At 69.1% G+C, this 23,588-nt stretch carries 23 protein-coding genes; 13 read left to right on the plus strand and 10 right to left on the minus strand.

From position 1 onward, the window contains the following. The first annotated feature begins 35 nt into the window (after window positions 1-35). The 3 genes from AB4851_RS13795 to AB4851_RS13805 all read left to right on the plus strand — a co-directional run bounded on the left by AB4851_RS13795 (window position 36) and on the right by AB4851_RS13805 (window position 3,680). A complete protein-coding gene (locus AB4851_RS13795) occupies window positions 36-2,270 on the plus strand; it encodes a TonB-dependent siderophore receptor (RefSeq protein ID WP_414447670.1) in 2,235 nt (744 codons plus the stop codon). After that, the gene (locus AB4851_RS13800) at window positions 2,267-3,097 is read left to right on the plus strand and encodes a DJ-1/PfpI family protein (RefSeq protein WP_414447671.1); all 831 of its coding nucleotides are present in this window, start codon (window positions 2,267-2,269) and stop codon (window positions 3,095-3,097) included. The genes AB4851_RS13795 and AB4851_RS13800 overlap by 4 nt, the downstream gene beginning before the upstream one ends. A gap of 229 nt (window positions 3,098-3,326) precedes the next feature. Then, window positions 3,327-3,680, plus strand: coding sequence for a DUF1304 domain-containing protein (locus AB4851_RS13805; protein WP_414447672.1), 354 nt, complete (start codon window positions 3,327-3,329; stop codon window positions 3,678-3,680). A gap of 21 nt (window positions 3,681-3,701) precedes the next feature. On the opposite strand, the gene AB4851_RS13810 is transcribed toward AB4851_RS13805, so the two are convergent. The 3 genes from AB4851_RS13810 to AB4851_RS13820 form a co-directional block, all read right to left on the minus strand. Further along, window positions 3,702-3,830: a hypothetical protein gene (locus tag AB4851_RS13810; RefSeq protein WP_414447673.1), complete on the minus strand. Its 129-nt coding sequence runs from the start codon at window positions 3,828-3,830 to the stop codon at window positions 3,702-3,704. Between the two features lie 65 nt (window positions 3,831-3,895). After that, window positions 3,896-4,021, minus strand: coding sequence for a hypothetical protein (locus AB4851_RS13815; RefSeq protein ID WP_414447674.1), 126 nt, complete (start codon window positions 4,019-4,021; stop codon window positions 3,896-3,898). A gap of 16 nt (window positions 4,022-4,037) precedes the next feature. Next, entirely contained in the window at window positions 4,038-5,363 is a 1,326-nt protein-coding gene (locus AB4851_RS13820) for a leucine-rich repeat-containing protein kinase family protein (protein WP_414447675.1), read from the minus strand. Window positions 5,364-5,679: 316 nt separating this feature from the next. Here AB4851_RS13820 and tkt point away from each other — a divergent pair, with 316 nt between their 5' ends. Then, window positions 5,680-7,734: a transketolase gene (gene tkt, locus AB4851_RS13825; protein WP_414447676.1), complete on the plus strand. Its 2,055-nt coding sequence runs from the start codon at window positions 5,680-5,682 to the stop codon at window positions 7,732-7,734. A 12-nt stretch (window positions 7,735-7,746) separates the two neighbouring features. Here the strand turns inward: tkt and AB4851_RS13830 are convergent, their stop codons facing one another. Genes AB4851_RS13830 through AB4851_RS13840 form a run of 3 tightly spaced genes read right to left on the minus strand, consistent with a single transcriptional unit; the run spans window position 7,747 to window position 10,026 of the window. Beyond that, window positions 7,747-8,466 (minus strand): amino acid ABC transporter permease, encoded by a 720-nt coding sequence (locus AB4851_RS13830; protein WP_414449192.1) that lies wholly within the window; start codon window positions 8,464-8,466, stop codon window positions 7,747-7,749. Then, window positions 8,466-9,182 (minus strand): amino acid ABC transporter permease, encoded by a 717-nt coding sequence (locus AB4851_RS13835; RefSeq protein WP_414449193.1) that lies wholly within the window; start codon window positions 9,180-9,182, stop codon window positions 8,466-8,468. The genes AB4851_RS13830 and AB4851_RS13835 overlap by 1 nt, the downstream gene beginning before the upstream one ends. Window positions 9,183-9,204: 22 nt before the next feature. After that, window positions 9,205-10,026, minus strand: coding sequence for an ABC transporter substrate-binding protein (locus tag AB4851_RS13840; RefSeq protein ID WP_414441880.1), 822 nt, complete (start codon window positions 10,024-10,026; stop codon window positions 9,205-9,207). 320 nt (window positions 10,027-10,346) lie between these two features. Between AB4851_RS13840 and AB4851_RS13845 the strand changes: the two genes are divergently transcribed. The 9 genes from AB4851_RS13845 (at window position 10,347) to AB4851_RS13885 (ending at window position 19,237) form a co-directional block, all read left to right on the plus strand. Beyond that, the gene (locus tag AB4851_RS13845; protein WP_414447677.1) at window positions 10,347-11,726 is read left to right on the plus strand and encodes an LLM class flavin-dependent oxidoreductase; all 1,380 of its coding nucleotides are present in this window, start codon (window positions 10,347-10,349) and stop codon (window positions 11,724-11,726) included. 120 nt (window positions 11,727-11,846) lie between these two features. After that, the gene (locus AB4851_RS13850) at window positions 11,847-12,617 is read left to right on the plus strand and encodes a GntR family transcriptional regulator (RefSeq protein ID WP_414447678.1); all 771 of its coding nucleotides are present in this window, start codon (window positions 11,847-11,849) and stop codon (window positions 12,615-12,617) included. Next, window positions 12,614-14,368, plus strand: a complete 1,755-nt coding sequence (locus AB4851_RS13855) for a fumarate reductase/succinate dehydrogenase flavoprotein subunit (RefSeq protein ID WP_414447679.1) — start codon at window positions 12,614-12,616, stop codon at window positions 14,366-14,368. Before AB4851_RS13850 ends, AB4851_RS13855 begins: the two co-directional genes overlap by 4 nt. 12 nt (window positions 14,369-14,380) lie before the next feature. Continuing rightward, the gene (locus tag AB4851_RS13860) at window positions 14,381-14,626 is read left to right on the plus strand and encodes a ferredoxin family protein (protein ID WP_206128487.1); all 246 of its coding nucleotides are present in this window, start codon (window positions 14,381-14,383) and stop codon (window positions 14,624-14,626) included. 48 nt (window positions 14,627-14,674) lie between these two features. Further along, window positions 14,675-16,117 carry an ABC transporter substrate-binding protein gene (locus AB4851_RS13865; protein WP_414447680.1) on the plus strand — a complete coding sequence of 481 codons (1,443 nt, stop codon included), beginning with the start codon at window positions 14,675-14,677 and terminating at the stop codon, window positions 16,115-16,117. A gap of 75 nt (window positions 16,118-16,192) precedes the next feature. Beyond that, window positions 16,193-17,047 (plus strand): ABC transporter permease, encoded by an 855-nt coding sequence (locus AB4851_RS13870; protein WP_414441870.1) that lies wholly within the window; start codon window positions 16,193-16,195, stop codon window positions 17,045-17,047. Continuing rightward, window positions 17,044-17,856: an ABC transporter ATP-binding protein gene (locus AB4851_RS13875; protein ID WP_414447681.1), complete on the plus strand. Its 813-nt coding sequence runs from the start codon at window positions 17,044-17,046 to the stop codon at window positions 17,854-17,856. The genes AB4851_RS13870 and AB4851_RS13875 overlap by 4 nt, the downstream gene beginning before the upstream one ends. A gap of 59 nt (window positions 17,857-17,915) precedes the next feature. Next, entirely contained in the window at window positions 17,916-18,953 is a 1,038-nt protein-coding gene (locus AB4851_RS13880) for a HEAT repeat domain-containing protein (protein WP_414447682.1), read from the plus strand. Then, entirely contained in the window at window positions 18,950-19,237 is a 288-nt protein-coding gene (locus tag AB4851_RS13885; protein WP_414447683.1) for a gamma-butyrobetaine hydroxylase-like domain-containing protein, read from the plus strand. Before AB4851_RS13880 ends, AB4851_RS13885 begins: the two co-directional genes overlap by 4 nt. Before the next feature lie 80 nt (window positions 19,238-19,317). On the opposite strand, the gene AB4851_RS13890 is transcribed toward AB4851_RS13885, so the two are convergent. From AB4851_RS13890 to epsC, 4 genes are all read right to left on the minus strand, one after another. Further along, window positions 19,318-21,285: a family 2A encapsulin nanocompartment cargo protein cysteine desulfurase gene (locus tag AB4851_RS13890; RefSeq protein WP_414447684.1), complete on the minus strand. Its 1,968-nt coding sequence runs from the start codon at window positions 21,283-21,285 to the stop codon at window positions 19,318-19,320. Further along, window positions 21,260-22,192, minus strand: coding sequence for a family 2A encapsulin nanocompartment shell protein (locus AB4851_RS13895; RefSeq protein ID WP_206127357.1), 933 nt, complete (start codon window positions 22,190-22,192; stop codon window positions 21,260-21,262). Before AB4851_RS13895 ends, AB4851_RS13890 begins: the two co-directional genes overlap by 26 nt. A 186-nt stretch (window positions 22,193-22,378) precedes the next feature. Continuing rightward, on the minus strand, window positions 22,379-22,609 hold the full coding sequence (locus AB4851_RS13900) for a helix-turn-helix domain-containing protein (RefSeq protein WP_414441865.1): 231 nt from the start codon (window positions 22,607-22,609) through the stop codon (window positions 22,379-22,381). Continuing rightward, a complete protein-coding gene (epsC, locus tag AB4851_RS13905) occupies window positions 22,606-23,571 on the minus strand; it encodes a serine O-acetyltransferase EpsC (RefSeq protein WP_414447685.1) in 966 nt (321 codons plus the stop codon). The genes AB4851_RS13900 and epsC overlap by 4 nt, the downstream gene beginning before the upstream one ends. Window positions 23,572-23,588 lie beyond the last annotated feature (17 nt).

A 23,588-nucleotide genomic window follows, 5' to 3' on the forward strand; every position in this document is an offset into this window, starting at 1 on the left:
CTCCGCCTCGATCGTCTGGCGCGGATCGGCTTCACTTGGCCGATGTTCGCGCACGTCCCGACGCGACGCGCGAGATCTCGCAGGGTTTCGCAGCCCATCGCACCATGCTCAATTTGAAACGGATCGCGGCCGCCGCACTGGCCGCCTTCGCGCTCTCGGCGCAAGCTCAACCGATTCCACCCGACGCCGCGACAACGGTCGGGCAACCCACGCCCGACTCGAAGCCGCCGGTCACGGTGGCGCTGCCCGCCGTCGGCGTCACGAGCCATCCGGATGGCCTCGTGCAGTCCGACACCGCGCTCGATTCCGTCTCGGCGACGCGCACCGACACGCCGCTGATCGAAGTGCCGCAATCCGTGCAGGTGATTCCGCGCCAGCGGATCGAGGAGCAGGACGCCCGCACGCTCGCCGACGCGCTGCGCAACGTCTCGGGCGTGGTCCCGAGCGAGCCGGCGGAAAGCACCATCGTCAGCGATCTGGTGCGCGGCTTCCCCGCCGACGTTTACCTCGATGGCCTGCCGACAACCGGCATGAACGCCACCAGCAGCCCCGCGAGCCTGATCGGCATCGAACGGATCGAGGTGCTGAAGGGGCCGGCATCCACCTTGTACGGCGGCGGCCTGGGCGCGCCGCTCGGCGGCCTGATCGATATCGAAACGGAGCGGCCGAAGGCGAAGCGCGGCGGGTACGTGGCCATGCGCACCGGCAGCGACGGCACGCTCAACCCGTATTTCGACATGACCGGGGCGCTGGCTCCGTCGATCGACGCGCGGCTCGCGGGCGAATACGCGCATGACGGCAACGCGATCGACCAGGTCAAGGGCGAGCGTTGGGCGCTCAAGCCGAGCGTGTCGTTCAAGCTCGCGCCCAGGACGGTCCTGCTCGTGCAAGGGCAGTTCAACCACCGCAGCCAGCGCGAGTATTCGGGCCTGCCGGCGGCCCAGGCGCTGGCAGGCCAGCTCGACCGTTACGCGTTCCCCGGCGCGACGACGGGCCAGCCGCGCACCTCCTTCGACAGCCAGTTGGCGACGGTCCGGCTCGAGCACGCGTTCAACGACCGCCTGCGCCTGACCGTCAGCGGCCGGTATTACCAGAGCCGCATCCCCGAATACGGCAGCTTCGTCGATCCGGGCCGCTATCCGCCCGACCCGGCCACGCCGACCACCTATCCGATCCTCGGGTTCGACATGCTGACGCGCACCCGCAACGCCACGCTCGACGCGAACCTCGCCGCCGATGTCGATGCGCTCGGCGGCCAGCACCTGCTGCTTGCCGGCGTGAGCTACGACCACACCGATTTCTCCTCGGACATGGGCCTGACGGACGCGCCGATCGGCATGCTCGATCTGGCGCGGCCGGCGTACAACGTCGCGTACGGCACGCCGGCGCCGCTCTCGCTCACCATGACCGACCGCTATCAAACGCTCGCCGCCTACCTGCAGGACCAGGCCACCTACGGCCGGCTCCACCTGACCGGCTCGCTGCGCTACACGCAGCTGCGTTTCCGCGAGGCCGAGCTGGGCACGAACGCGACCTACCACCGCGTCTCGCCGCGCATCGGCGCGACCTTCGATCTGGCGCCCGGCGTCGCCGCCTACGCCGCCTATGCCACGGCGTTTCGCGCCGCGTTCGGCTTCGTCGGGCTGTCCGCGCCGAAGCCCGAAACCTCGCGCAACGTCGAGGCCGGCCTGAAGCTGGCCCTGAACCGCCTCGGCCTGTCGGGCACGCTGGCCGTCTTCGATCAGACGCGCGAGAACGTCTCCACGCCCGATCCAACCCATCCGCTGTTCAGCATCCAGACGGGCCGGGAACGCGCGCGCGGCATCGAGACCGATCTGACGTGGGAGCCCGTGCCGGCGTTCTCGCTGCTCGTGAACTACGCCTACACGCGCGCAACCGTCACCGAGGACAACACGATCCCGGTGGGCAACACGCTCGCGCGCGTGCCGAAACACCAGCGGGCGCGTGGCGTTCCGCTACCGCGTGCCGAGCGGCCCGGCGAGCGGGCTGTCGGTCGGCGCCGGCGTCACCGCGTTCGGCGCGCGCGAGATCACGCTGCCCAACAGCGTGTCCGTGCCCGGCTACGCGCTGTTCGACGCGCAGGCCGAATACCGCCTCGGCCACTACACGATCGGCCTTTCGGTGCTGAACCTGGCCAACCGTCATGTGTACGCCCCCTATCAATACCTTTCCTCCCCCGTCGTGATGCCGGTGCAACCGCGCACCGTCTACGTGACGCTCAAAGCCCTGATCTAAGGACACTGCCATGACCGATATCAATCGCCGCCACGCCTTGCTGATGACCCTGTTCGCCCCGCTCGCCGCGTGCTCCGCCTCCGCGCAGACATCCGGCCTCGCCTCCGACGCAACGATGCCCGGCACGAACCCCGGCATGCCTGGGGAAGGCAACGAACAAATCGCCATGCTGATGTATCCGGGCATGACCGTGCTCGATCTGATCGGGCCGCAATGCCTGTTCGCCTCGTTGACGGGCGCGAAGATCCATCTCGTCGCGAAAACGCTCGACCCGGTGACGAGCGATTCCGACGTGACAGTCACGCCGACCGCGACCTTCGACACCTGTCCGCGCAATCTCACCGTGCTGTTCGCGCCCGGCGGCACCGACGGCACGCTGGCCGCCGTCCGGGACCCCGAGACGCTCGCCTTCATGCGCGATCGCGGCGCGCGCGCGAAATACGTGACCAGCGTCTGCACCGGCTCGCTGATCCTCGGCGCCGCCGGATTGCTGGACGGCTACAAGGCAACCTCGCACTGGTCGGTGCGCCACGTACTGGCCGAATACGGCGCGATCCCGACCGAGGCGCGCGTGGTGCACGACCGCAATCGCGTCACGGGCGCGGGCGTCACGTCGGGGCTCGATTTCGGCCTGACGATGGTGGCGGAATTGCGTGACCGGACTTACGCGGAGTGCTCGCAGCTCCTGATCGAATACGACCCCGAGCCGCCGTTCAACTCGGGCTCGCTGCAAACCGCGCCGCCGGCCGTGGCGGAGGCGACGAAGCAGATGGTCTCGGGCTTCACGAAGGACGCCGAAGCGCTCGCCGCGGCGCAGATGCACCGCCAGCCGGCCGTTTGACGACACCGTGACCGGCCGGGCTCGGCAGGCGCCGCACGCGGAGCCTGTCGAGCCCGGCATCGCAAGATTCCCGCGCAACCCCGGGAAACCCCCAAGGCTCGACGCCCTTCGACCGACCCGGTCCGGCCCCGCGCTCGTGTTACGCTCCCAGCGCCCGGCTCGCGGGCCGCCAATCCGTCGCATCGACGACGCCAATCGCAACCACACACGACACCGAGTCGCCCCATCCATGATCGCCACTATCCTGATCGGCCTGGTTGCCCTGATCCACGTCTATATCGTGGTGCTCGAGATGTTTCTCTGGACCACGCCGAAAGGCCGGCGCGTGTTCGGGCTGACCGCCGATTTCGCGCAGCAGACGCGCGTGCTGGCCGCCAACCAGGGCCTCTACAACGGCTTCCTGGCGGCAGGCCTGATCTACGGCCTCGCCTCGGCCGCCGACGGCTACGCGTTCAAGCTGTTCTTCCTGATCTGCGTGATCGTGGCCGGCGTGTTCGGCGCGGCCACGGCGAACCGCCGCATCCTGTTCGTGCAGGCGCTGCCGGCCGCGCTGGCGCTGGTCGCGCTGCTTGTCGGCGTCTGAGCCGAAGCCGGTCGCGCGGGTTCAGCGCTGCATCACCTCGCGCAGCGCCTGTTTCCGTGAGTATTTGCAATACAACCACCTACCTTGATATTCGAAGCGTTGCAGATTTCCCCTGGCTTTCACGATGCCGAGTTGTTCGGCATCGAACATGGCCCAGGAACCCGTTCTCTTGAGCTTCGCTTTCGGCGAGGTTGAAGTATTGAAATTTTCGGGCGTTATTTCACAACGCCTAATTGATCGACGCCGAGCGGCGTCGGGTCGAAGCCGGGCGCGGCGATATCGACGAAGGCCAGCCGGCGCTGGCCGGGAGCGGACGTTCGCCGCCCGTCTTCCGGTTTCAAGCAACCGGCAACGACATCAATTCAGATGCGCCTTCAAGCGCTCGACGATCTCGTCGAACGCCGGCCGGCGCTCGACGCCCACGCTCAGGCAAGCGGCAGCGAGCGCGGTCAGCGTGGCCGTGGCCGACGAGCTGCCGGGCTCGCTGCGTGCCAGCAGTTCTTCCAGCAGGCAGCCGAACGCACGCACCTCGATGCGCTGCAGCAACGCACCGTGCGCCGCGTCGTCGCCGTACAGCGAAGCCGCGCCGAAATCGCCGAGCAGCGCGTGCCCCGCACCGTCGTGCAGGATGTTGTGCGCGTACAGATCGCCGTGCACGATGCCGCGCCGGTGCAGATGCGCGGCGGCCGACGCGATGCCGTGCGCAATCCGCAGCGTGGTGCTCAGGTTGAAGCGCACGTCCTCGGCGTACACGTCGCGCGTGCAGGAATCGAAGCTCGGCGGCGCGGCGAGGTTCTCGAAATCGTGTTCGATCAGCGGCATCACCAGCCCCTGCTCACCGATCGGATGGCCGGTGAGCCGGCCGAGCGCGCCGATCAGGTTCGGATGCGTGCCGGCATGCAGGCAGGCGGCCATTTCGCGATCGGGCAGGCCGTCGCTGGTGACGGCGCCCTTGTACAGCTTCACGGCCACCGGCTGCTGCGGATGATGATCGGCCGACAGCCGGTTCGCGCGGTAGATCACGCCCGACGCGCCCTCGCCCAGCTTCTGCCCGAGCGCCAGCGTGCTCCAGGCGATGTCGCCCACCGAGCGGTCGGCCTCCGCCGTGGCCTCGATCGTGGCGGCAAACGGGTTGCCGGCGTAGGCGATCCACGCCAGCCGCGGCATGCGCAGCAGCCAGTCGGGCAGCCGCTCGAACCGGTTCGCCGCGAGCCGCACGAGTTCGAGCCGCGTGCAGGCGGCCATCTCGTTCGGCAAGGCGCTCAACCGGTTGCCGGCCAGCATCAGCTTTTGCAGATCGGGGCAGCCGCCCAGCTCGGGCGGCAGCGCCTCGATCGCGTTGTCGGTCAGGATCAGCCAGCGCAGGCGCGGCGGCAGCGCACTGCCCGGCACGTCGGTGATGCGGTTGGCCTTGAAGCCGACCATGCTCAGTTGCGCGCATCGGCCGAGCACGGGCGGCAATTCGGTAAACGGATTGTTCGAGGCGAACAGCACGCGCAGCTTGGCGAGGCGCGGCAGGTCGTCGGGCAGGCGGGTCAGCGCGTTGCCCGACAGGTCGAGCACTTCGAGCGTATCGGCCAGATCGAAGATCTCGCGCGGGAATTCGGTGAGGCCGCCGGACAGCTTCAGGTGCTGTGCCCCCGCAAGCTTGCCGGCCTTCAGTTGATCGACGGTGGTGGTCACGGTCGGTGGCGGCGTGGGCCGCGAGAGTGGGGAACGTCCCGATTCTAGCGGGATCGGCGGCGGCTCAACACGGGATACAACCCGATATACGGCCGGCTCGTTCGCCCGACAGGCCACGGGAAACGCCGCGCTCCGGCCCGCAATTCGCTGCTCCGCAGGCACGCCGCTTGCGCCGTTTCCACATACACGCAGGGCGCAGCACGCCATGGCGGCGAATCGTCCAGGCCGCTCGTCGCCTCATCCGGCCCCGCGTGCTAGCGTGACCGATTACCCGACGTGCAGGTCATTCACCGACACCGAGAGAGGGCTTCCCGACATGACATCCGATTCGTCCACCGCATCCACCGCCACGCCCAAGACCGTCCCCGCCCCGCGCGACCCGCATTTGCGCGAGATGGCGAACTGCATTCGTTTCCTGTCGATGGACGCGGTGCAGAAAGCGAACAGCGGCCACCCCGGCGCGCCGATGGGCATGGCCGACATCGCCACGGTGCTGTTCCGCGATTTCCTCAAGTTCGATGCGGCCGATCCGCACTGGTTCGACCGCGACCGCTTCGTGCTGTCGAACGGCCATGGCTCGATGCTGCTGTACAGCCTGCTCTACCTGACCGGCTACGAGGACATGACGATCGACCAGATCGAGCAGTTCCGCCAGGTCGGCAGCAAGACGGCCGGCCACCCCGAATACCGCCATGCGAACGGCATCGAGCTGACCACCGGGCCGCTCGGCCAAGGCATCGCCGAATCGGTCGGCATGGCGCTGGCCGAGCGCATCCTCAACGCGAAGTTCGGCGACGCGCTGGTCGATCACCACACCTACGTGTTCCTCGGCGACGGCTGCCTGATGGAAGGCATCAGCCAGGAAGCGATCTCGCTGGCCGGGCATCTGAAGCTCGACCGCCTGGTGGCGTTCTGGGACAACAACTCGATCTCGATCGACGGCCCCACGAGCCTCGCCGTGTCCGACAACGAGATCGAGCGGTTCCGCGCGTCGGGCTGGCGCGTGATCGAGATCGACGGCCACGACACCGATGCGATCCGCGACGCGATCACGGCCGCGCGCCAGGGCACCGGCCAGCCGACGCTGATCGCCTGCCGCACCATCATCGGCTTCGGCTTTCCGACCCGCGCCGGCACGCAGAAGGCGCACAGCGACGCGCCCGGCCCCGAGGAAATCGCCGGCGCGCGCAAGCTGCTCGACTGGAAATCGCCGCCGTTCGAGATCCCCGAGCCGCTGTTGAAGGAATGGCGCGAGATCGGTGCGAAGGGCCGCCACGCACGGCTCGGCTGGGCCGCGCGCGTCAAGGCCACGCCGGCGCCGCTGCGGCAGGATTTCGAGCGGCGCAACCGTGGCGAGCTGCCGGACGGCTGGCGGCAGGCGATCGCCGACGCGCGCGCCGCGTTCGTGCAGGACGGTGAAGAGATGGCCACCCGCAAGGCCAGCGGCGCGGTGCTCGAGCGCCTGTTCGACATGATCCCCGAACTGCTCGGCGGCTCGGCCGACCTCACGCCGTCGAACAACACCAAGACCAAGCACCAGACCGAAATCGCGCCGGGCCGCTACGACGGCTCGTACGTGCACTACGGCGTGCGCGAGCACGGCATGGCCGCCGCGATGAACGGCATCGCACTGCACGGCGGCCTGATCCCGTACGGCGGCACGTTCCTGTGCTTCTCCGATTACTGCCGCCCGGCGATCCGGCTGGCCGCGATGATGCAGATCCGCACCACCTTCGTCATGACGCACGATTCGATCGGGCTGGGCGAGGACGGCCCGACCCACCAGCCGGTCGAGCATCTGGCCGCGCTGCGCGCGATTCCGCACTTGGGCGTGTACCGGCCGGCCGATGCCGTCGAAACGGCCGAATGCTGGGAGTTGATCCTCGACCAGCCGCGCCGCGCGGCCTTGCTCGCGCTGTCGCGCCAGCCGCTGCCGCTGCTGCGCACCGAAGCCGGCAACGAAAACCGTTCGGCGCGCGGCGCCTACGTGCTGCTCGCGGCCGAGGGCGGCCCGCGCCGCGTCACGTTGCTGTCGACCGGTTCGGAGGTGCATCTGGCCGTGAAGGCGCGCGAGATCCTGCAGGCCGAAGGCGTGCCGACCGCCGTGGTGTCGATGCCGTGCCGCCTGCTGTTCGAGGAGCAGGACGCCGAATACCGACACGCCGTGCTCGACGACACGCCGGCGCGGGTGGCCGTGGAGGCCGCCGTCGAACTGGGCTGGGAGCGTTATCTCGGCCTCGAAGGCCGCTTCGTCGGCATGCACAGCTTCGGCGAGTCGGGCAAATTCGAGGAGGTGTATCGCAAGTTCGACATCACCGTCGAGGCCGTGGTGAGCGCGGCCAAGGCGATCCTCGAACACACCGGCACCTGAGCCGCCGGCACGTCAGACAGCCGCCGCCCGCGCCTTGGCTGTATCGGGCGCGGCGTCCGGCCGCCGGCGCGCCAGCGCCGCCATCGCCACGCGATCGAGCGCCGTGCACAGCACGAGGTAGAGGAACGCGACGAACAGGAACACCGGAATCGGATAGATCATCAGCCGGTTGTTGACCTGCGTCGCAACGAAGGACAGCTCGTTGACGCCGACGATATAGGCCAGCGAGGTGTCCTTGACCAGCGACACCCACTGGTTCACGAACGACGGCGCCATGATCCGCACCGCCTGCGGTAGCACCACCTCGCGCAGCGTCTGCCAGCGCGTCAGGCCGAGCGACAGCCCCGCCTGCCATTGCGCCGCACCCACCGCCACGATGCCCGCATGCACCGAATGCGCCAGATACGCGCCGCCGATCAGCGACAGCGCGCACACCACGGCCACCAGCCCCGGCACGTCCACATGGAACAGGATCGGCAGCAGGAAATACGTCCAGAAAATCAGCATCAGCACCGGAATCGCGCGGAAAAAGCCGATCGTCACGAGCAGCACGGCGCGCACCGGCCGCCCGGCCATCGCCAGCGCAATGCCGGCCGCGAAGCCGATCACGCCGGATGCGAGCGCCGACGCGATCGCCAGCACCAGCGTGAGCGCCGCGCCGCCGAGCGGGCCGTCGGGAAACGCGCCGATCATCAGGTAGCGAAGGCTGCCGGTGAACATCTCCCAGGGCATCATCGCGGCGCTCCCGGGCTGGCGTCGCGCAGGTGGCGAACGGCATGCAGCGCCGCTTCCAGCACCGCGATCGCGCCGATATACAGCAGCGTGGCCACGCCGAACGCGGCAAACGTCTTGAACGTTTCCGTCTCGACCTGCCGCGACGCGTACGACAGCTCGGCCAGTCCGATCGCCATCGTCAACGAGGAATTCTTCACGAGATTCATGTATTGCCCGAACAGCGGCGGCAGCGCGATCCGCACCGCCTGCGGCAGCACGATATGGCGAAACCCTTGCCACGGCGTCAGCCCGAGCGCGGCGGCGGCCTGCCACTGGCCCTCGCGCACGCCCGCGATGCCGGCCGAGAATTCACCGGCGATGAACGCCGAGCTGTAGCAGGTCAGGCCGAACCAGCCGGCCAGGAATTCGAACGACGGCCAGCGCAGCACGCCGAGCGCGTGCGGCGCGTTGAGCCACGCGACCGCCGCATCGGGCAGCAGCGTGGCCGCGCCGAAATACCAGAAGAACAGTTGCACGAGCAGCGGCGTGTTGCGGAAGCCGCCGATGTAGAGGCCCGCAGCGCGGCGCACCCAAGCGCGCCGAGCCCGGCCGGCCAAGGCCAGCCCCGCGCCCGCGAGCGTGGCCGCGACGGCCGAGCTCAACGCCAGGCCGACCGTCACGCCGAAACCCTGCCAGAGCCACAGCAGGTATTTCGGCGCCAGGAAGCTGTCGATCATCGTCTCGAACCGCGGTGCGTCAGGTCTTGTCGCCGATCTTGAAGGTGCGCGTGAGCGGCGTCTTGGTGGTCGGACCGAACCAGCGGTTGTAGATCGCGGTGGCCTGGCCGTTCGCCTCCAGCCCCTTCAGCGTGTCGTTGACGAACGACACCAGGCGCGGCTCGCCCTTCGGAATGCCCACGCCCATGTAGTCGTTGGTGATCGTGAACGCCGGGATTTCGTACTTCTGCTTGTCCGGCACGTTGGCCAGCAGGCCGACCAGCTTCGGGCCGTCCTGCGTGATCGCCTGCACGTTGCCGGCGCGCAGCGCGGCGAACGCGAACGGCGTGTCGTCATAGGCCACCACGGTTGCCTTCGGGAACTGCTCGCGCACCGCGATCTCGTTGGTGGTGCCCTTGTCCGCGCCGATGCGCAGGCCGCTGATCTGATCCTTCGAGGTCAGCACGCCCTTCTTCGCCAGGAACTGCTGGCCCGACGAGAAATACGGAATGCTGAAATCCACCTGCTTGGCGCGCTCGTCGGTGATCGTGAAGTTGGCGAGCACCAGATCGACCTTGCGCGAGGTCAGGAACGGAATCCGGTTGGCCGGGTTGGTCGATTGCAGTTCGAGCTTCACGCCGAGCTTGTCGGCCAGCGCCTTCGCGTAGTCGACGTCGAGGCCGACCGTCTTGTTGCTGGTCGGATCGACATAGCCGAACGGCGGATTGCTGTCGAAGGTCGCGACGCGCAGCACGCCGGCCTTCTTGATGTCGTCGAGGCGATCGGCGTGCGCGAGCGCCGGGAACAGGGCGGTGAGGCTGGTCAGGCTGACGAGCGTGGCGGCGAGCAGAGTCTTTTTCATTGGAGGTTCCGTGTGCGGTGGTCGTACCGGGCCGCGACCGCTGCGTGCGCGCCGATCGTGTCGATGCGGGCAGGCGATCCGGCGACCCGATGGGGCGCAAAAGTAGCATTGCACCGCGCTGGTGCGAAGCGATCAATTCTCCTGATCTAAGCAGGAAAACGGATAAGGCTGCGGCGGACCGCGTGCCGCGCTTTCCCTCCCGTCGCGCCTTCCCTTCAAAGCAAACCCCAATTCCTTCGTTGTCCCCCCACCCCCGGCCATGCGACGCTAACCGGTTTCGACCACCCGCACGCGGCGCCCCCCGCCGCCCCGCTCCGACGATGACTGGCAAGCCGATCCGCCTCAACGCGTTCAACATGAATTGCGTCGGCCACATCAACCACGGCCTCTGGACGCACCCGCGCGACCGGTCCGCCGACTACAACACGCTGTCCTACTGGACCGACCTCGCCAGGCTGCTCGAACGCGGGCTGTTCGACGGGCTGTTCATCGCCGATATCGTCGGCGTGTACGACATATATGGCGGCTCCACCGACCTGACGCTGCGCGAATCGATCCAGTTGCCGGTCAACGACCCGATGATGCTGGTGTCGGCGATGGCCGCCGCCACGCAGCACCTCGGCTTCGGCATCACCGTCAACCTGACCTACGAAGCGCCCTACCTGCTCGCGCGCCGCTTCTCGACGCTCGATCACCTGACGCAGGGCCGCGTGGGCTGGAACATCGTGACCGGCTACCTGGACAGCGCCGCGCGCGCGATGGGCCTCGCCGGCCAGATCGAGCACGACGAGCGCTACGACCGCGCCGACGAATATCTCGAAGTGGCCTACAAGCTGTGGGAAGGCAGTTGGGAGCCGGGCGCGGTGCGGCGCGACCGCGAGGCGCGCGTGTTCGCCGATCCGGCCAAGGTGCATCGCATCCGCCATCAGGGCCGCTATTACGACGTGGATGGCTACCACCTGGCCGAGCCGTCGCCGCAGCGCACGCCGGTGCTGTTCCAGGCCGGTTCGTCGGGGCGCGGCCAGCAGTTCGCGGTGCGCCACGCCGAATGCGTGTTCGTGTCGAGCGGCAGCCGCGACGGCACGCGCACGCTGGTGGCGGCGCTGCGCCGTCAGGCAGCCGAAGCCGGGCGCGATCCGGCCAGCCTGAAGATCTTCATGGGCGTGACGGTAATCGTCGGCCGCACCGAGGCCGAAGCGCGCGAGAAATACGCCGAATACGCGCGCTACGCCAGCCCGGAGGCCGGCCTCGCGCATTTCTCGGCCGGCGCCGGCATCGACTACGCGAGCCTCGACCTCGACGACGAACTGGCCGCCAACGGCAGCCCCAAGCCGCGCGGCATCGAATCGTCGGTGCAGCGCGTGACGGATGGCCGCCAGGGCTTCACGGTGCGCGACCTGCTCGGCCAGATGGCGCTGGGCGGGCGCTACGCGACGATCGTCGGCGACCCGGTGCAGGTGGCCGACGCGCTGACGGGCTGGATCGACGACACCGACATCGACGGCTTCAACCTCGCACGCACCGTCACGCCGGAAAGCTACGAGGATTTCATCGACCTGGTGATCCCGGAGTTGCAGGCGCGCGGCCGATACAAGACGGCCTACGAAGCGGGCACGCTGCGCGAAAAGCTGTTCGGCGGGGCCGCGACCTTGCCGCCAACCCACGCGGGCGCGGCTTACCGGCACGCCCCGGCGCGATAACGCCCATTCCGCCACCACAACGCCACCCCCGCCAAACCCGAAATTCTTAGCAGAATTGATTGGTTTGGCGGCCCGGGCCCGGTCACTACACTCGTCATGTCTTGTCATGACAAGTGGATCATGCCCAATACCAATATCGTCCCGCTGTCCCCGCAGCCGCTTTACGAACAGATCAAGGACGCGCTGCGCGCGCGCATCCTCGACGGCACCTACGCGCCCCACGCGCGCATGCCTTCGGAACACGAGCTCTGCGCGCTGTTCGGCGTGAGCCGCATCACCGTGCGGCAGGCGCTCGGCGACCTGCAGAAGGAAGGCCTGGTGTTCCGCATTCACGGCAAGGGCACCTTCGTCGCCAAGCCGAAGGCGTTCCAGAACGTGGCGTGGCTGCAAGGCTTCGCCGAGGCGATGTCGTCGATGGGCTATGAAATCCTGAACCAGTTGCGCAGCCTGCGCACCGTCAAGGCCGATCGCCACGTGGCGGCGAAACTTCAGTTGCCTGAAGGATCGGACGTCACCGAGATCCGCCGCGTGCGGCTGCTGAACCGCGAGCCGGTGTCGCTCGAAATCACCTGGGTGCCGGAGGCGCTCGGCAAGCGCCTCGCCAACACCGACCTGAGCACCCGCGACATCTTCCTGATCCTCGAAAACGACTGCGGCGTGCCGCTCGGCCATGCCGACCTGTCGATCGACGCGATCCTCGCCGACGACGAGATCGTCGAAGCGCTGCGCGTGGAAGACGGCAGCCCGGTGCTGCGCATCGAGCGCCTGACGCACGACGAGGCCGGCCGGCCGGTCGATTATGAATACCTGTATTTCCGTGGCGACGCGTTCCAGTACCGGCTGCGCGTCGACCGTCAAAAACCGCGCGCCCACCGGAGGACCCCGCGATGAATACCCAAGTGCTCGACTACGATCTGATCGTGGTCGGCGGCGGCACGGCCGGCCCGATGGCCGCGATCAAGGCGAAGGAACGCAATCCCGCGCTGAAGGTGCTGCTGCTCGAAAAGGCCAACGTCAAGCGCAGCGGCGCGATCTCGATGGGGATGGACGGCCTGAACAACGCCGTGATCCCCGGCCACGCCACGCCCGAGCAATACACGCGCGAGATCACGGTGGCCAACGACGGCATCGTCGATCAATCGGCCGTGTACGCCTACGCGAAGCACAGCTTCGCGACCATCGAGCAGCTCGACCGCTGGGGCGTGAAGTTCGAGAAGGACGGCAACGGCGAATACGCGGTCAAGAAGGTCCACCACATGGGCGCCTACGTGCTGCCGATGCCGGAAGGCCATGACATCAAGAAGATCCTGTACCGCCAGTTGAAGCGCGCCCGCATCGCGATCACCAACCGGATCGTCGCCACCCGCGTGCTGACCGACGCGCAAGGCCGCGCGGCCGGCGTGCTCGGCTTCGACTGCCGCACCGCGCAGTTCCATGTGCTCCGCGCCAAGGCCGTGATCCTGTGCTGCGGCGCGGCCGGCCGGCTCGGCCTGCCCTCGTCGGGCTACCTGATGGGCACCTACGAGAACCCGACCAATGCCGGCGACGGCTACGCCATGGCCTATCACGCCGGCGCGGCGCTCGCGAACCTCGAATGCTTCCAGATCAACCCGTTGATCAAGGACTACAACGGCCCGGCCTGCGCCTACGTGACCGGCCCGCTCGGCGGCTTCACGGCCAACGGCAACGGCGAACGCTTCATCGAGTGCGACTACTGGAGCGGCCAGATGATGTGGGAGTTCTACCAGGAGCTGCAAGGCGGGCGCGGCCCGGTGTTCCTGAAGCTCGACCACCTGGCCGAGGAAACCATCCGCACCATCGAGGAGATCCTGCACACCAACGAGCGGCCGAGCCGGGGCCGCTTCCACGCCGGGCGCGGCACCGACTATCGGCAACAGATGGTGGAGATGCATATCTCCGAGATCGGCTTCTGCAGCGGCCACAGCGCCTCGGGCGTGTATGTGGACGAACACGGCCTGACCACCGTGCCGGGCCTCTACGCGGCCGGCGACATGGCGGCGGTGCCGCACAACTACATGCTCGGCGCGTTCACCTACGGCTGGTTCGCGGGCGAGCACGCGGCCGACGACATCGCGGGCCGCGAGCTGTCGCCGGTCGACGAACAGCAGGTGGCCGCCGAGCGCGCGCGCGTGCTGGCGCCGCTCGAACGCGAGCACGGCCTCGCGCCGTCGCAGGTCGAATACAAGCTGCGCCGCATGGTCAACGATTACCTGCAGCCGCCGAAGGTCACGCGCAAGATGGAAATCGGCCTGCAGCGCTTCGGCGAGATCGGCGAGGACATCGGCGCGATTCGCGCGGCCAACCCGCACGAACTGATGCGTGCGGCCGAGGTCAGCGTGATTCGCGATTGCGCCGAGATGGCCGCGCGCGCGTCGCTGTTCCGCACCGAAAGCCGCTGGGGCCTGTATCACCATCGCGTCGATTTCCCCGAGCGCAACGACCGCGACTGGTTCTGCCACACGCACCTGAGCAAGGATGCCGACGGCCGCATGACCAGCGAGAAGCGCGAGATCGAACCGTATTGCGTGCCGGTGTCCGACCTCGAGCTGGGCGCGTATTCGCGGCTGCGCGTGCGCGAACCCGGCAACGCCCAAGCGGCCGACACCGCTACCGCTCTCTGAGGATACCGAACCATGCCGACCACCCCGCACGACATTCTCCAGCGCAGCAGCGCGCCCGTGACGATCGACGAATCGCTGTGCATCGCCGAAAAGGGCTGCACCGTTTGCGTCGATGTCTGCCCGCTCGACCTGCTCGCGATCGACACCTCGAAGGGCAAGGCCTACATGCAGTTCGACGAATGCTGGTACTGCATGCCCTGCGAACGCGACTGCCCGACCGGCGCCGTCACGGTCGCGATCCCGTACCTGCTGCGCTGACGCCCGGCTCGCCGCCGCTCCCCACACCTACGCCCAAACGAAAACGATATGTCGCTCTCCTCACGATTCCTGCGCCGCCTCGCGGCGCCGGCCCTGCTCGCAGCCGCCGCCGCGGCACACGCCGACACCATCCGCATCGCGATCGGCACGCAGGACACCACCATCAATTGCGCGGCCGGCGGCCTGCTGATCCGCGAGCTGCATCTGCTCGACAAATACCTGCCGCACACCGGCAAGTACGCCGACGTCAAATACGACATCGAGTGGAAGGACTTCACGTCCGGCGCGCCGATCACCAACGAGATGGTGGCCGGCAAGCTCGATTTCGGCGTGATGGCCGATTTCCCCGGCGCGCTGAACGGCGCGGCGTTCCGCAAGGCCGGCAAGCGCAGCGAGTTCATCACGGTGCTGTCGGGCAGCGTGGACGGCAGCGGCAACGGCATCGTGGTGCCGAACGATTCGCCGGTGCGCGGCATCGCCGACCTGAAGGGCAAGACGATCTCGGTGCCGTTCGCCTCCACCGCGCACGGCATGCTGCTGCGTGCGATCCGCGCCCAGGGCTGGAACCCCGATACCGACGTCAACATCATCACGCAGGCGCCCGAAGTGGCCGGCAGTGCGTTGAAGGCCGGCAAGATCGCCGCGCACGCCGATTTCGTGCCCTACGCGGACCTGTTCCCGTATCGCGGCATCGCCCGCAAGATCTACGACGGCTCGCAGGCGCACGCGCCGACCTTCCACGGCACGCTGGTCGATGCCGATTACGCGGCGCGCTACCCCGAGGTGGTGGTGGCCTACCTGCGCGCGGCAATCGAGGCCAATCAGCGGCTCGACCGCGAGCCGGAGAAAACGGCGCTGCTGATCGAGAAGGTGACGGGCATCGAAGCGCCGGTCGATTACCTGTACCTCGGCCCGCTCGGCCTGCAGACGCGCGATCTCAGCTGGAAGCCGGCCTACCGGCAGGCGGTGGCCACCGCGATCGACACGCTCAAGCTGCTCAAGAAAAGCGATAGCGAACCCGATCCGGCCACCTTCATCGACGACCGGTACATCCGCGAGGCGTTCAAGCAATCGGGCCTCGACTACGCGGCGGCGCTCAAGAACACCGCGCCCACCCCGCTCGCGGCCAACGACGCGAAAACCGGCAAGCCGCTGCGCGATGCGCGCGACCTGGCCCAGCTGTGGCCGGCCGGCGACGCACCGATCCGCAACTACGCACAACCGGCCGACGCGTTCGCCGAGGCGCGCCGCATCGAGCAGGGCGGCGGCAAGCCGCGCGCGCTGTTCGTGCGCGATCACGACAGCGGGCTGAAGCTGTTCGCCAATCAGGCCTGGTACGTGAAGGGCACGCACGGCGAGATCGCCGCGTTCCTGCTGAAATCGGATGCCGAAACCTATGCGCAGCGCGCCGCCGGCACCGTGGCCGACTACGCGGCCGTCTCGGGCCTCGCGGGCACGAGCGCGGCCACGGCCACCACCGCCGCGCGTTGAACGCTGAACGCACGCGTTCCGCCTTTCCTTCGCATCTTCGTATCTCCGCACCTTCGTATCCGCAGAGGAGCCCGCATGGCCGTCACCTTCGATGTTTCCGAACCGGCACGCGCCGAGGCGCGGCCCGCCGCGCAGGCGCCCGGCCGCCGCGTGGCGTGGCGACGCCGCGCGATCCGCACCGCCTCGCTCGCGGCGTGCATCGCGCTGTGGCAGGCCGCCGTTCACTTCCGCGTGTCGCTGGGGCTGATCACGTTCGCCAACGTGCCGTCGCCGGCCGATGTGCTGCCCGCGCTGTGGGCGCTGCTGCAATCGCCGAAGCTGCCGATGCACCTGGCCGCCAGCCTCACGCGCGTGCTGGCCGGCTTCGGCGCGGCGGCCGTGACGGGCGTGGGCCTCGGCCTCGCGATCGGCCGCTACCGGCTGCTGGAGGACGTGCTGCTGACGCCGCTCGAAGTGCTGCGGCCGATTCCGGCGGTGGCGTGGATTCCGCTCGCGATCCTGATGTTCCCGTCGTCGGAACTGAGCATGATGTTCATCACGTTCATCGGCGCGCTGTTCCCGATCCTGCTGAACACCGTGCACGGCGTCGAGGCGCTCGACCGGCGGCTGGTGGCCACCGCGCGCGGGCTGGGCGCGCGTTCGTTCGCGCTGTATCTCGAAGTGGTGCTGCCCGGCGCGGCGCCGGCGATCTTCACCGGCCTGTCGATCGGCATGGGCACCGCGTGGTTCTGCCTCGTGACGGCCGAGATGATCGCCGGGCAATACGGCATCGGCTATTTCACGTGGGAGTCCTACACGTTGCAGAACTATGCCGACATCGTGGTCGGGATGGGGCTGATCGGCGTGCTCGGCATGGGCAGCAGCCTGCTGGTCAAGCGGCTCGGCACGGCGCTCACGCCGTGGTATCGCCAGCGCGGAGGCCTGCGATGAACGCCGCGCTGCCCGCCGCCACCTTGGCTGCCCCATCGTTCGACACCGCCGCCGGCCGCATCGAGGTGCGTGGCCTGACCGTCGAGGTCGGCCCGCCGCAAGCGCGCGTGGCCGCCATCGACACGCTCGATCTGAGCATCGCGCCGGGCGAGTTCGTCTGCGTGCTCGGGCCGTCCGGCTGCGGAAAATCCACGCTGCTCGGCGCGATCGCCGGCCACCTGCGCGGCGCGCACGGCGCGGTGGAGGTGGATGGCGCGCGTGTCGAAGCGCCGTCGCCCGAGCGCGGCCTGGTGTTCCAGCAACACACGCTGTTTCCGTGGAAGCGCGTGCTCGACAACGTCGCGTTCGGCCCGAAGATGCGCGGCGTGTCGGCCGAGGCCCGCCGCCGCGACGCGGCCGAGATGCTGGCGCTGGTGGGCCTGGCCGGCTACCAGGCGCATTACCCGGCCGAGTTGTCGGGCGGCATGCAGCAGCGCGTCGAAATCGCCCGCGTGCTGATGAACCGGCCGCGCGTGCTGCTGATGGACGAGCCGTTCGGCGCGCTCGACGCGCAAACGCGCCGCATGATGCAGGCGCTGCTGCTCGACGTGTGGGCGCAGGTGCGCACCACCGTGGTGTTCGTCACGCACGACATCGACGAGGCGCTGTTTCTGGGCGGGCGGATCGTGATGCTGTCGGCACGGCCGGCGCGCATCGTCGCCGACCTGCCGGTGCCGCTGGCGCGCCCGCGCGGCGACGACAGCACCATCGATCCGGTCTTCGTCGACCTGAAGCGGCGCTGCCTGGCCTTGCTGCGCGAAGCCGCCTGAATCGCATGCACGAAACGTTTCGCTTCCCCCTTTTACGATCCGTCCCGAGAGACCGATAGATGACCGCCCTTTCCCCGCCCGCCGCGCCGCCTGCACTGCCCGAATTGCCGGCGCTGCTCGACCTGTCGGCCGTCGATCCCGATGCGCTGCCGCTGCTCGCGCGCCTGACCGATGCCGACGCCGCCGTGCGCCGCATCGCGATGTTCGAACTGGCCGATCTGGAGGACCCCGAACTGGTGCCGGTGTTCGTCGCCACGCTGGGCGCGGACCCGGCCGCCGAGGTGCGCCGCGAGGCCGCGCTCGCGCTGGCCGCCTGGGAGCAGCACGACGCCGTGGACGCTCTGTGCGCCGCGCTGCTCGACACCGACGACGGCGTGCGCGACGCCGCCGCGCAAAGCCTCTCCGAACTGAAGGAGCCGGCATCGGGCGCCACGCTGCGCCGTTGGGCCGAGCGCCCCGAGCCGTTCGTGGTGCGCGCGGTGCTGCGCGGCCTGCGCGAATTGCGCTACGCCGATGCGTGGCAGCCCGCGCTGGCCGCGCTCGACGCCGACGATGCCGGCGTGCGGCTCGAAGCGGTGGCCGTGCTCGGCTGGCTCAAGGATGCGAGGGCCTTGCCGAGGCTGGCCGCGCTCGCCACCGGCGACGCGCAAGCCGAGGTACGGCGCGCGGCGGCCGGGGCGCTGGGCTTCGGCGTGGACGCCGACGACACGGCCGCGCCCGTTGCCGCCGCGCTGCTGGCTGCCCTGGCCGACAACGCCTGGCAGGTCCGCGAAGCCGCGGCCGTCACGCTCGGCCGGCTGCGTGCCAGGGCCGCCGTGGCCGCGCTGGAGCACGCGCTCGACGACCCCTATTGGCAGGTGCGGCTGCGCGCGACCTGCGCGCTCGGGTTGATCGGCGAACGTGCATCCGGCCCGAAGATCGCCGCGCTGCTCGTGCATTCGATCAGCAACCTGCGCAAGGAAGCGGCGCTCGCGCTCGGCGAATTGCGCGACCCGGCCGCGCTCGACGCGCTGCGCAGCACGCTCGACGACGCCGATCCCGAAGTGCGCAAGGCCGTGCGGATCGCGATCGGCCAGATCGAGCAAGCGGGCGCATGAGCGCCGCGCCGCTCGAACTGCGCAGCGACGCGGCCAGCCGCACGCTGACGCTGCGCTGGGCCGACGGCCGCCTCGGCACGCTCGCTCACGCCGCGCTGCGCGACGCCTGCCCATGCGCGGGCTGCCGCGCGCGGCGGCTGGCCGGCGAGCCGGTTGTTACGCACCCCGAAGTGAGCGTGACCGACATCCGCCCGATGGGCTATGGCGTGCAACTGGTGTTCGACGACGGCCACGATCGCGGCATTTTCCCGTGGCCGTTCCTGGCGGCGCTGGCCGCCGCCTGAACCCGAAACGTCAAGTCAACGACAACGCCGCGCGGGCCGGTAGCCCGCGCGGCGTTTGACCGGCTCATGACGCACACGCGTCAGCGACGCCCGGCGAGCCGCCTCACCACGTCGACGAACAGATCGATTTCGCCATAGGTGTTGTAGAACGCCAGCGACGGCCGCACGGTCGCCTCCAGGCCGAAGCGACGCAGGATCGGTTGCGCGCAATGATGCCCGGAGCGCACCGCGATGCCCTCCTCGTTCAGCGCACGCCCCACTTCCTCCGTCTCATAGCCCTTCAGCACGAACGACAGCACGCTGGCCTTGTCGCGCGCCGTGCCCACCAGCCGCACGCCCGGCACCGGCGCGAGCTTCTCGGTGGCGTAGGCGAGCAGGTCGTGCTCGTAGCGCGCGATCCGCTCGATGCCGACCCGCTCCACGTACTCCAGCGCCGCACCCAGGCCCACCGCGTCGGCGATGTTGCCGGTGCCGGCCTCGAAGCGGTTCGGCGCGGGCTGGAACACCGTGCGCTCGAACGTCACGTCCGCGATCATGTTGCCGCCGCCTTGCCACGGCGGCATCGCATCGAGAATGCGCCGCTTGCCGTACACCACGCCGATCCCGGTCGGGCCGTAGATCTTGTGGCCCGAGAACACGAAGAAATCGGCGTCGAGCGCCTGCACGTCCACCCGCATGTGCGAGATCGACTGCGCGCCGTCCACCAGCGCCACCGCCCCGGCGCGATGCGCCAGCTCGATGATCTCGCCCACCGGCACCACCGTGCCCAGCGCGTTCGACACCTGCGTGACCGCGACGATCCGCGTGCGCGCATTCAGCAGCTTGCGGAACTCGTCGAGCCGCACCTGGCCCGAATCGTCCACCGGAATCACGCGCAGCGTCGCGCCCTGCTGCGCGGCCAGTTGCTGCCACGGCACGATGTTCGCGTGGTGCTCGAGGTTCGAGACGATGATCTCGTCGCCCTCGCCCACGTTCTGCACGCCCCAGGTCTTGGCGACCAGGTTGATCGCCTCGGTCGCGCCGCGCGCGAAGATGATCTCGTCCGACGACGCCGCGCCGATGAAGCGCCGCACCGTGTCGCGCGCGTGCTCGTAGGCGTCGGTGGCGCGGCCCGCCAGCGCGTGCGCCGCGCGGTGGATGTTCGAGTTCTCGTGCGCGTAGAAATGCGCGAGCCGGTCGATCACCGCCTGCGGCTTGTGGGTGGTGGCCGCGTTGTCGAACCAGACGAGCGGCTTGCCGTTCACGCGTTCGGCCAGGATCGGGAAATCGCGGCGAATCGCATTGACGTCGAACGGCGGATGCGCGCCAGCGAACGGTGACGTGCTCGTTGATGCTGCCGGCGCACCGTCGCTCACGAAATAACGCGCGCCGCTGCCGCCCGGTGCTTTCCCTGCATCGTGCAACGACAGCAGCTCACGCAGCGCGTCGGCATCGGGCAGCCCGTAGCTTTGCGCGGACGGCGCACCCGACACCGGCGTGGCGACCGGCTGCGGCGCGGCATGCCAGCCGTGCGCGGCATCGTCGACGAAATAGAACGGCGATGCGCCCGGCGCAGCCGCCGCACGCGCCGGGCCTGCCGACGACACCGGCGGCACGCCGAGCAGCGCACCGCCGCCGCGCGGTTCGAGCGCGGGCGCGGCGACCGTGGCCGTATCGGGCAGGCCGTTGGCCGCCGCCGCGTGCGGCGCGAGCGCCGGCGCGCGGTTGCCGAGCGACAGCACCTGAGTGGGCGCGGCCGGCAACAGGTTTGCACCCGGCGCCTTGCCGGCCGGCACGCCCTGCGACGGCACGCCGGTGCCCGTGCCGCCCGGCCCGGCGAGCGGCGAACCGGCCGGCGCGGGGTTGGCGGCCAGCGCCAGGGCCGGCGCGGCGGCGGGCGCGATGCCGGCCGCGCCGCTGCCGAGCGCCGCACCCGGCGCATCCGCGCGCCCCGGCAACGCCGAGAAGAACGCGTTCGCCAACTGCGCGAGCGCCGCCGGATCGGGCAGCCCGATGGGCGCGCGAGCGCCCGGGGCCGCCAGATCAGCGGTAGGTGTCGGGGTAGTCATGGTACTTGCCGATCTCCACGTCATCGAGAACCGCGAGCGCGTCCACCGAATGGACGGCCAGCGAGCAGTAGAGCGAAATCAGGTACGACGCGATCGCTTGGTTGTTGATGCCCATGAAACGCACCGACAGGCCCGGGCCCTGTTCGCCGGCCACGCCCGGCTGGTAGAGGCCGACCACGCCCTGGCGCTTGTCGCCCACGCGCAGCAGCAGGATCTTCGACTTGCCGTCGGCCACCGGCACCTTGTCCGACGGGATCAGCGGAATGCCGCGCCACGTGATGAACTGCGAGCCGAACAGGCTGACCGTGGGCGGCGGCACGCCGCGCCGCGTGCATTCGCGGCCGAACGCGGCGATCGCCAGCGGGTGCGTCAGGAAGAACGCCGGTTCCTTCCAGACCTTGGTCAGCAGCTCGTCGAGATCGTCCGGCGTGGGCGCGCCGGTCAGCGGAAATACGCGCTGTTCCTCGGCCACGTTCGCCAGCAAGCCATAGTCAGGATTGTTGATCAATTGGCTTTCCTGCAGCTCCTTGATCGTCTCGATCGTCAGGCGCAGTTGTTCCTTGATCTGGTCGTGCGGGCTGCTGTAAAGGTCCGAAATGCGCGTATGCACGTCGAGCACGGTGCTGACCGCGTTCAGGAAATACTCGCGCGGCTGTTCCTCGTACGGCACGAACGTCTTCGGCAGTTCGCGCTCGTCCTCCAACTGCGTGCAGGCGGCACGCACGGCTTCGGGGTCCTTCACCTGGTTCAGGCGGTAGATGCCGGCCTCGACCGGCACCCATTGCAGGAAATGGGTCAGCCAGCGCGGCGTGATGGTGGAAAGCTGGGGAACGGTCTTGGTGGCATTCGCAAGCTGGCGTGCGGCGTGATCGCTCAGCGTGGTCGGGCCGTTTGCTACGGTCGACATGTCGGGCTCCGGGTTTAGAAGAAAATCGGGAATGCTTATGACGCGCGGCGATTATGGGGACGCAGCCCATCGACGCTCAACATGCTATAGGCGTCAGACGCGCACCGGGCGTGGCGGCTCGGAGCGGCGAAACGAGAAGAGAACGGGAAGCGCGGCACGGTCGTGCCGCGCGATGCAAGGCGAGGCTCAGGCCGTCAGTTCGTCGGCGGCCGGCCGCAGCAGCAACGCGATCGGCACCTCGAACGCGTTGGCGAGCTTCTCGACCGTGACCAGCGAGGCGATCACCTCGCCGCGCTCGATCTCGCCGACATACGAGCGGTTCAGGCCCGCGTGCTCGGCCAGCAGCTCCTGCGACCACGCGCGCGTCTCGCGCAGGCGCCGCACGGCAGCGCCGAATTGCCGGACCAGTTGCGTCATGAGGTGACCTCCGACGTGGCGGCTTGCGTAGCCTGAGCAGCTTGAGCGGCTTTCGGCGCCGGCCGCGACACATCGGTGGACGGCACGGCCTGCGTCACATGGCTGCCCGGCGGCACGTCGTGCGTGAGCCAGACGTTGCCGCCGATCACCGAGCCGCGCCCGATCGTGATGCGCCCGAGAATCGTCGCGCCGGCATAGATCACCACGTCGTCTTCCACCAAGGGATGACGCGGCAGCCCTTTCTCGAGGTTCCCGGCCGCGTCGCGCGGAAAGCGTTTCGCGCCGAGCGTCACCGCCTGATAGATGCGCACGCGCTCGCCGATGATGGCCGTCTCGCCGATCACCACGCCCGTGCCGTGATCGATGAAGAAGCCCGCGCCGATCCGCGCGCCGGGGTGGATGTCGATGCCGGTGTCGGCATGGGCGCGCTCGGCCAGCATCCGCGCGAGCAGCGGCAGGCCGAGCCGATACAGTTCGTGCGCGAGCCGGTAATGCAGGATCGCGAGCACGCCCGGATAACAGAGCAGCACCTCGTCCACGCTGCCGGCAGCCGGATCGCCGTGGAAGGCGGCCAGCACATCCTCGTCGAGACGCGTGCGGATCTCGGGCAACTGTTCGGCGAACGCCTGCACGGCTGCGCGCGCGGCGGCCTCGGTGGCGTCGCCGCTGTCGCGGTAACGCGCCGCGTAGCGCAGTTCGAGCCGCGCCTGCGAGAACAGCGCGTTCAGCGCCGCGTCGAGCGCGTGCGCCACGTAGAGGTCCTCACTTTCCTGGCGCAGGTCGGGCGGCCCGAGCCGCATCGGAAACAGCACGCCCTTGAGCGCGTCGACGATGCCGCCGAGCGCCTCGCGCGACGGCAGATCGCGGCCGCCCGGCTCGATCAGGCGCCGCTGGCGCTCGCGCCAGCCATGCCGCGCCGCGTGCAGCGAGCGGACCACGTCGTCGATGTCGAATGCTGCCACGTTGGGATCCTCGTTCA

Source organism: Burkholderia sp. 22PA0099 (assembly GCF_047497165.1).
Lineage (GTDB): Bacteria > Pseudomonadota > Gammaproteobacteria > Burkholderiales > Burkholderiaceae > Burkholderia.

Excerpts from the sequence above, each read along its gene's own strand:
- AB4851_RS13800 (WP_414447671.1), top strand. The coding sequence starts at position 2,267 with ATGACCGATATCAATCGCCGCCACGCCTTGCTGATGACCCTGTTCGCC.
- AB4851_RS13805 (WP_414447672.1), top strand. The coding sequence starts at position 3,327 with ATGATCGCCACTATCCTGATCGGCCTGGTTGCCCTGATCCACGTCTAT.
- AB4851_RS13810 (WP_414447673.1), bottom strand. The coding sequence starts at position 3,830 with ATGTTCGATGCCGAACAACTCGGCATCGTGAAAGCCAGGGGAAATCTG.
- tkt (WP_414447676.1), top strand. The coding sequence starts at position 5,680 with ATGACATCCGATTCGTCCACCGCATCCACCGCCACGCCCAAGACCGTC.
- AB4851_RS13830 (WP_414449192.1), bottom strand. The coding sequence starts at position 8,466 with ATGCCCTGGGAGATGTTCACCGGCAGCCTTCGCTACCTGATGATCGGC.
- AB4851_RS13840 (WP_414441880.1), bottom strand. The coding sequence starts at position 10,026 with ATGAAAAAGACTCTGCTCGCCGCCACGCTCGTCAGCCTGACCAGCCTC.
- AB4851_RS13845 (WP_414447677.1), top strand. The coding sequence starts at position 10,347 with ATGACTGGCAAGCCGATCCGCCTCAACGCGTTCAACATGAATTGCGTC.
- AB4851_RS13850 (WP_414447678.1), top strand. The coding sequence starts at position 11,847 with ATGCCCAATACCAATATCGTCCCGCTGTCCCCGCAGCCGCTTTACGAA.
- AB4851_RS13855 (WP_414447679.1), top strand. The coding sequence starts at position 12,614 with ATGAATACCCAAGTGCTCGACTACGATCTGATCGTGGTCGGCGGCGGC.
- AB4851_RS13860 (WP_206128487.1), top strand. The coding sequence starts at position 14,381 with ATGCCGACCACCCCGCACGACATTCTCCAGCGCAGCAGCGCGCCCGTG.
- AB4851_RS13865 (WP_414447680.1), top strand. The coding sequence starts at position 14,675 with ATGTCGCTCTCCTCACGATTCCTGCGCCGCCTCGCGGCGCCGGCCCTG.
- AB4851_RS13870 (WP_414441870.1), top strand. The coding sequence starts at position 16,193 with ATGGCCGTCACCTTCGATGTTTCCGAACCGGCACGCGCCGAGGCGCGG.
- AB4851_RS13875 (WP_414447681.1), top strand. The coding sequence starts at position 17,044 with ATGAACGCCGCGCTGCCCGCCGCCACCTTGGCTGCCCCATCGTTCGAC.
- AB4851_RS13880 (WP_414447682.1), top strand. The coding sequence starts at position 17,916 with ATGACCGCCCTTTCCCCGCCCGCCGCGCCGCCTGCACTGCCCGAATTG.
- AB4851_RS13885 (WP_414447683.1), top strand. The coding sequence starts at position 18,950 with ATGAGCGCCGCGCCGCTCGAACTGCGCAGCGACGCGGCCAGCCGCACG.
- AB4851_RS13890 (WP_414447684.1), bottom strand. The coding sequence starts at position 21,285 with ATGACTACCCCGACACCTACCGCTGATCTGGCGGCCCCGGGCGCTCGC.
- AB4851_RS13895 (WP_206127357.1), bottom strand. The coding sequence starts at position 22,192 with ATGTCGACCGTAGCAAACGGCCCGACCACGCTGAGCGATCACGCCGCA.
- AB4851_RS13900 (WP_414441865.1), bottom strand. The coding sequence starts at position 22,609 with ATGACGCAACTGGTCCGGCAATTCGGCGCTGCCGTGCGGCGCCTGCGC.